The 6886-nt window shown below is 40.2% G+C and carries 7 protein-coding genes; 3 read left to right on the forward strand and 4 right to left on the reverse strand.

All coding sequences use genetic code 11. The annotated features are described in order from the left end of the window. Nucleotides 1-116 precede the first annotated feature (116 nt). From AC1DG9_RS05195 to AC1DG9_RS05205, 3 genes are all read left to right on the forward strand, one after another. A complete protein-coding gene (locus AC1DG9_RS05195) occupies nucleotides 117-725 on the forward strand; it encodes an RNA polymerase sigma factor (protein ID WP_288879864.1) in 609 nt (202 codons plus the stop codon). Beyond that, on the forward strand, nucleotides 712-1953 hold the full coding sequence (locus tag AC1DG9_RS05200; RefSeq protein ID WP_477634372.1) for a hypothetical protein: 1242 nt from the start codon (nucleotides 712-714) through the stop codon (nucleotides 1951-1953). Before AC1DG9_RS05195 ends, AC1DG9_RS05200 begins: the two co-directional genes overlap by 14 nt. Nucleotides 1954-2267: 314 nt before the next feature. Next, a complete protein-coding gene (locus AC1DG9_RS05205; protein WP_172660835.1) occupies nucleotides 2268-2684 on the forward strand; it encodes a DUF1801 domain-containing protein in 417 nt (138 codons plus the stop codon). A 52-nt stretch (nucleotides 2685-2736) separates the two neighbouring features. Here the strand turns inward: AC1DG9_RS05205 and AC1DG9_RS05210 are convergent, their stop codons facing one another. From AC1DG9_RS05210 to AC1DG9_RS05225, 4 genes are all read right to left on the reverse strand, one after another. Beyond that, nucleotides 2737-3114 (reverse strand): c-type cytochrome, encoded by a 378-nt coding sequence (locus AC1DG9_RS05210; RefSeq protein WP_048904159.1) that lies wholly within the window; start codon nucleotides 3112-3114, stop codon nucleotides 2737-2739. Nucleotides 3115-3173: 59 nt separating this feature from the next. Then, entirely contained in the window at nucleotides 3174-4289 is a 1116-nt protein-coding gene (locus AC1DG9_RS05215; protein WP_172660838.1) for a Gfo/Idh/MocA family protein, read from the reverse strand. A gap of 32 nt (nucleotides 4290-4321) precedes the next feature. Beyond that, a complete protein-coding gene (locus AC1DG9_RS05220; protein ID WP_337715738.1) occupies nucleotides 4322-5179 on the reverse strand; it encodes a sugar phosphate isomerase/epimerase family protein in 858 nt (285 codons plus the stop codon). Nucleotides 5180-5207: 28 nt separating this feature from the next. Beyond that, nucleotides 5208-6886, reverse strand: a 1679-nt coding sequence (locus tag AC1DG9_RS05225) for a DUF7133 domain-containing protein (protein WP_477634373.1), incomplete at its 5' end; no start/stop codon positions are given.

A 6886-nucleotide genomic window follows, 5' to 3' on the forward strand; every position in this document is an offset into this window, starting at 1 on the left:
AATGGTTGCGCAGAGATCAGAAAATAAATATTTATTTTTAAAGCAACCTATTGCGTAACTTCAACGTACTATAGTTAGTATAGGTGAAAATGGCCAATGTAAAATCGAAAAAATAGGTGCAGGAAATTATTGAAGGTTGCATCAGGAATGACAGAACAAGTCAGTATTTGCTCTATAAAGAATTTTATAGTTATTGTATGGCCATATGCCGACGGTACGCTTTGAATGACGATGATGCGGCAGATGTATTGAATAGTGGGTTCATGAAAGTGTTTACACATATTGAAAAATATGACCCCGAAAAGCCCTTTAAATCATGGCTTGGAAAGATTATAACCAATACCGCCATTGACCATTACAGGAAAAGCCTGAAGTTTTCAAATCACGACGAGCTGAGTGAACACGAAGACATGGGCGGGCCTGCGCAAGTATACGAGCAAATGGCCTATAAAGATCTGCTGGTACTGGTTCAGGGATTGCCCCCCGCATACAGAACTGTATTTAACTTATTTGCCATAGACGGATACTCACACGAAGAAATTTCGGAACTTTTAAATATATCGGTAGGGACATCGAAATCAAATTTATTTAAAGCAAGACAAAAGCTGCAAGAAAGGCTTAGTTCCGCGGGTGGAACCAGGTCTGGGGACGTATATTTTAATAACTTTAGTACTCAAAATGAAGTGCCTTTACAAAACAAAATAGCTGTAGATGGAAAAAGATAATGGAATAGATAAGCTGTTTAGAGATGGGTTGAATGATCCTGAAATCCCTTTCAATGAATTGGACTGGGCAAAGATGGAACAGAAACTGGACGCGGGTGCTAAGAAAAGGGTTATCCCATTTTGGTTGTATGCTACAAGTGGCATTGCCGCTGCATTGGTTGTTGGTTTGTTCTGGTATTTTTCGGGGTCAGACCATGTAATTAAGGAACCTAAAAAAACGGAAATAGTTGAATCAAAAAAAGAGAAACCTGCAAACAATAAGCCCTTAGGCACAGATACCGGCGTTGTTGTGAAAACAAATCCGGAAGCGGTTGCTGTTGAACAGATTATTAAGCCGCCTGTTAAAAATATAGATCATAACTACGTTGAGACCCCGCAGGTTATAAACCGCAGTCAGGATCTTATTATTACTCCTGACACCTCTTCAGTTAAAGAAAACAAGAAACGGGAACTCATTGCTGAGGYAGTAACACCAAAAAGAGAAGATAAACAAACTGTTACTCCGGTTGACAGCTTACCGACGGGCAAGAAAGCTGATGTTTTAGCGCAAACCAATGGGCCTGCTACAAAAACTGATACTCCTGAAAAGAAAGACAATAAGCCACTGCCACCAAGCTTTACCGCAAAACGAAGCGCACTTACATTATCTGTTATGGCAGCGCCAGATATTTCGACTTCGAATAGGAATGTGGATACCAAAGTAAGCTCCAACATAGGGGTGCTTGCCACTTATGCAGTTACCGATAAAATTAGCGTAACCACTGGCGCTGTTTATTCAAGAAAGCTATACAATTATGGCGGAGTTGGATCGGCAGGAACGACCTATATGAAAAATGCCTGGCAGGTCGATGCGGATTGTATTGTTTTGGATGTTCCGCTGAATGTAAATTATACGTTTTTAAAAAGAAGAAACTTTTCTGTTGGTGTAAACTCCGGGCTATCAAGTTATTTTATGCTTAATGAAAAATACAAATACTTTACCGGACCGCAGGGAGGGGCACAAAAGGTTTCTGAACTTGAAATCAAGAATCAGAACCAGCACATTTTTGGTGTAGCCAACTTATCCTTAAGTTTTGAGCGCAGAATAACCAACTCGCTGAGCTTTGGGGTACAACCTTTTATAAAGCTACCGCTTACGGGAATTGGAAATGGCAATGCCAGATTAAAATCTACGGGTGTTGCCTTTTCATTGAATCTGGGTTTATTTCCCAAATCCGGGCGCAAATAGAACTTACTTATCGCTATGATAAATGGTAGGCTGCTCTTTTGCCAATGTCATCTCCTCAATTACAGCTCAATCGGCCATAAGCCTATTTTATTTACACCGGATTACCTGCCGTAAAATCTAGGCTACCTAAGCCATATAATTTAATATAATTACTTATATTTAAAGCTCATCCCAGTTTATTATATGTTCTAAATTGTCACAAATCGCCCTTTAAAATGTCGTTTACGCACCGCATTAAATCTGCTTTTGCAATATAAATTTGCTGTATTAAATTGCTGCACTAAGCATTGAATCAGAATCAACCATCTCAAAATATGACTATATCTAAAACCGCCACAAATTCAAATAAGGTAAGTGCACACATCAAAAGATTAGAAGCACCCATAGCAGCCGCAACTCAATATATAAGGCAGATTATTTTAAGCACAGATAAAGAAATTGCAGAACAAATAAAATGGAATTCGCCCTGCTTTTATTATACAGGGCCAATGAAACCGTTCGATCCTAAAGAATATAAAAGAGATATCGTAGTGGTAAACCTCCATAAAGGCAATATCTTGCTGGTTTTTCCTACTGGGGCAAAAGTTAATGATACCAGTGGATTGCTTGAAGGAAATTTTACAGATGGCAGAAGACTGGTTAGGTTTAAAGATATGGATGATGTTAAAGCCAAACAGGATTCGTTAAAGACAATAATTACGGAATGGCTTAAGTTGGTAGAAACCAATTAGCATAAAAAGCGGGTGCATCCTGGTATGATACACCCGCTTTTAGGTTAAGTTATTACTTAGTAGAAAGTATATACTTTACAATTTTCTCGGCGTCGGCCTGAGTTACAGATGGGTGAGGTGCCATAGGGATTTCGCCCCATACTCCACTTCCACCTTTAATTACTTTTTTAGCAAGCAAAGTAACGTTTGCCTGTGTTGCAGGATATTTCTTTGCAACATCTGAGTATGCCGGTCCAACTAATTTTTCAGTTGGCTTATGACATGCAAAACAGTCTGATTTTGTAATCAGTGCTTTTCCCTGTGCAACATCTGCAGGTGATAAAACACTAGATGCCGGTTTAGCCCCCTTACCGGTTTTCTTAGTTTGTGCGTATCCGCTTGTGCATACTGCAAAAACAGAACAAATTAAAAAGACAAAGCTCTTTTTCATATTCAATACATTAAAATTAATTGAGTTCGGTTCATTTGATAATGCAAATAAACTAATTTTTATGATTTAAACGTGAAATCTGGCAAAGGAATTATTTCTCCACCCTTCATTGCCGACTCATGCGCCAAAATACCAACACAAGTGATGTTGGCAGATTCCTGAGCATCAGGATAGGGAGCCCTGTTTTCAGTTAAAGCTTTTAAAAACTCATTTACAAGATGTGGATGCGAACCTCCATGGCCAGACCCCTGGATAAACGATAGATGCTGGTTCTCCTCAGAATCATAAACACCAGCAGTGGTAAAATGCTGAATTTCCTCGGGAAGAAGATGCGCATAGTCTGGTATTTTAACTTTTTCAGGAGATTCACCGGTATGGATTACACTATCCTCATGTTCAATCAACGTCCACTCAAACGATTTTTTAGAACCATACACGTCAAAACTCTCTCGGTATTGTCTCGCGGTATTAAACAGCGATCTGGTAACTTCCGCAGACAAATCTGAATCACGGTATTTGATATGACAAGTTTCGATTGCAAATGGAGATCCATATTTTTCAATCAGATGATCATCAATTTTTCCAGAACCAAAACAAGAAACATATGCTGCCTGTGCTTTTGGTAAAGCCAGTACAGGGCCAACACAATGTGTTGCATAATGCATTGGTGGCAAACCTTCCCAATACCCCGGCCAGCCTGCCATTTCCTGCTGGTGGGAAGCTCTTAAGAATTGTATTTTGCCCAGGTCCCCCTTTTCATAAAGCTCCTTTACAAATAGAAATTCGCGACTGTAAATAACTGTTTCCATCATCATATACGTTAAACCGGTTTCTTTTACCGCTTCAACAATCTGACGACACTCCTCAACAGTAGTCGCCATTGGCACTGTACAAGCCACATGCTTTCCGGCCCTTAGCGCAGCAATAGATTGCTCTGCATGATTTTGTATGGGTGTATTGATGTGAACTGCATCTACATCAGGATCTTTAAGCAATTCCTCATAACTCACATACCTTTTTTCTATTCCGAATGCATCTCCTATTTCTTTTAACTTATCCGGATTACGCTGACATATTGCGTACATGTTTGCATTGGGATGTTTTTGATAAATTGGAATGAATTCTGCACCAAATCCAAGTCCAACAATGGCAATATTTATTTTTTTCTGACTCATATTATTAACTGATACAATGTTTATTTGATACGTTATTTACTCCAGTTTCTTAAAAATTTACCCCCTTCTTCGGCAAAACTATCCTGGCTTGGCGCAAGTGTACGCCAGATGCAAACCGCTCCGGCCAGTTCTTTTATCTCAGGGGTAAAACTTTCGATTGAAACCGCACCCTGGTAGTTTATCGCTTCTAATCCTCTTTTATAGGCATCCCACCGGGTTTGACCAGTACCTGGAGTACCTCTGTAGTTTTCAGAAACCTGTACATGCAAAAGGTCCTTACCTGCAAGCAAAATTGCCCTTTCAATATCAGGTTCTTCAATATTCATATGAAATCCGTCCAGCAATATCTTTGCTGTCGGATGATTGATATCTTTAATCAGGCGAACAACATCTTCGGCGGTATTGATCAGATCAGACTCGAAACGGTTCAACGGCTCTATGGCCAACTGAAGTCCTCTTTCCTGCGCCATTCCCCCTACTTTATGAAGATTGGTCGCCGCCCTGTCCCACTCTATTTTTTTCTGTTCAGGCGATACTAAACGTGCCTTACCTACTGCAGAATACATTGGCCCGGCAAAAAAACCGGCCCCAATTTCATATGCTATTTCCAGGCAAGATTCTATGTAATTAAAACTGGTATCATGATACTTTACATCTTCATTTGTTAAATCTCTGGTTGGTCCAAAAGCCCCACAAATGGCAGGCACTAAATCAAATTCTTTAAGTGCTTCTTTAACCCTTTTTGTGTCAATTAGTGCAGGATCTTCAATTGGTATTTCTACCATATCGTATCCCATACTCTTGATCTTCGAGAACAGTGAAATGGTGTCTGTTTTAAATGGCGATGTCCATAACCATGTACTAACACCTAACTTTATATTTAAACTCATAATGTACCGGCAGATATTTGATTGCTATTTATTTGGTTACTTTCATTACACCATTCATGATGCTCCAATGCCCCGGAAAAGTACACAGGAAAGGATAGTCTCCTGGCTTATCAGGTGCAGTGAACTGTAAGGTAACTTTTTCTTCCGGATTCAGCAACTTGGTTGCGAACAAGATCTCAGGAATAGCAGGCACATAATTCTTCTCTGCACCGTTAGGATCCTTCGCCATTTCATCTGCGGCCGCACCCACTTTTTTAAGTGTGCCGGGTTTAGAAATCACCATGTTGTGCTGCATAAAATCCGGGTTTTCCAGGTTAATGGTTACCGTTTGCCCTGCTTTTACCGTGAATGAGGTTTTGTTAAACTTCATTACATGCTCTACAACCTTGATGTTGATCACCACTTCATCAGAAGGCTTAGCAGAATGATGTTCTTTTTCAGCTGAAGCCACATCTTTGTTTTTCACATTCGGAAGGATGTCCTTAACTATCGTCTGAATATATGCAGATGGATTTGAGGCTGTTTTAGACATCGCCAGGAACCCTTCATGATGCAGTAATGCTGCTGTATACAATGCCTGAGCAATGTATTTATCTTTTGCATTTACCGAATCCGCAGCGGCTTCGTACAAAAGATGTCCAAGATGAACAGAAGCAGGTATATCTGATATGGCAAGTATAGCCGCCAGGCGAACACGAAGATCTTTGTCTTTAAGTAAACCTGATTTTTGGATTGAGCCAATCATTGCATTGTCTTTTGGAAGCGCTTGGATGGCAGCCTTTCTTACACCAGCTGCAGGATGATTTAAGGCCTCCTGCACTGCCTTTAAGGCTTCAGCATTAGATCCATCTAAGGCACCTAATCCTTGTAAGGTCCAGATCGCATTTACTGCAGGTCCGTTTAATCCTATTTCGTCTATTTTTTGATTGCTGATGATTTTGTAAAGTCCAGGAATAACTGACCGGTTTTTAGATTCCACGATTAAACGCTGAGCAGTCATTCTCCAGAATAGGTTATCGTTTTCTAAAGCGGAAAGTAATCCTTCAGGATGGTCTTTAGACAGCTTAATTGGGGTATATGCTTTCGCATTTTTATATTTAATTCTGTAGATACGGCCACGTACACGGTCACGTAGTGGATTGATGTATGCATTACCTTCTCCATTCTCAAATCCACGCGGCGTAGGGTTGTGCTGAATGATAAAATCATACCAATCTGCTACCCACACTGCACCATCGGGTCCCACTTCGGCGTGTACAGGACCCACCCATTCGTCGGAACTCGCCAAGAAATTCCAGCCGTCTTTTTCTATGAAACCGGCACCTTCTTTTTTAAGTAGGGCACTGTGAATTACTCTTCCGGTGGGTTCACAAACAAAGGCTGTGCTGTTCCAGTAACTTTTAGGAAAATTCCTTGCAGTATAGAAATTATGACCTGCAGCGGCGGTAAAACCACCATGCACATCTACCTGTCTTAAATTTGGAAATACCACATGCATTTCATAATGACCATCAATCTTTTGAACCGGTTGAACCTTAGAACCAGGTAATACTTTTTGCATATATTTTTCCGGCATCGAGAAAAATGCAGTATGCGTATTGTTGGCAGTAGAAATAAACACATCATTCTCTTCTGTAAAGGCTAATCCCCAGGTGTTGTTGCTGGTCTTACCTTTGAAATCAAAGTTTTTGCCATCAGGTGTAAAAC

Source organism: Pedobacter sp. 05L430, from assembly GCF_056397585.1.

Excerpts from the sequence above, each read along its gene's own strand:
- AC1DG9_RS05205 (WP_172660835.1), top strand. The coding sequence starts at position 2,268 with ATGACTATATCTAAAACCGCCACAAATTCAAATAAGGTAAGTGCACAC.
- AC1DG9_RS05215 (WP_172660838.1), bottom strand. The coding sequence starts at position 4,289 with ATGAGTCAGAAAAAAATAAATATTGCCATTGTTGGACTTGGATTTGGT.
- AC1DG9_RS05220 (WP_337715738.1), bottom strand. The coding sequence starts at position 5,179 with ATGAGTTTAAATATAAAGTTAGGTGTTAGTACATGGTTATGGACATCG.
- AC1DG9_RS05210 (WP_048904159.1), bottom strand. The coding sequence starts at position 3,114 with ATGAAAAAGAGCTTTGTCTTTTTAATTTGTTCTGTTTTTGCAGTATGC.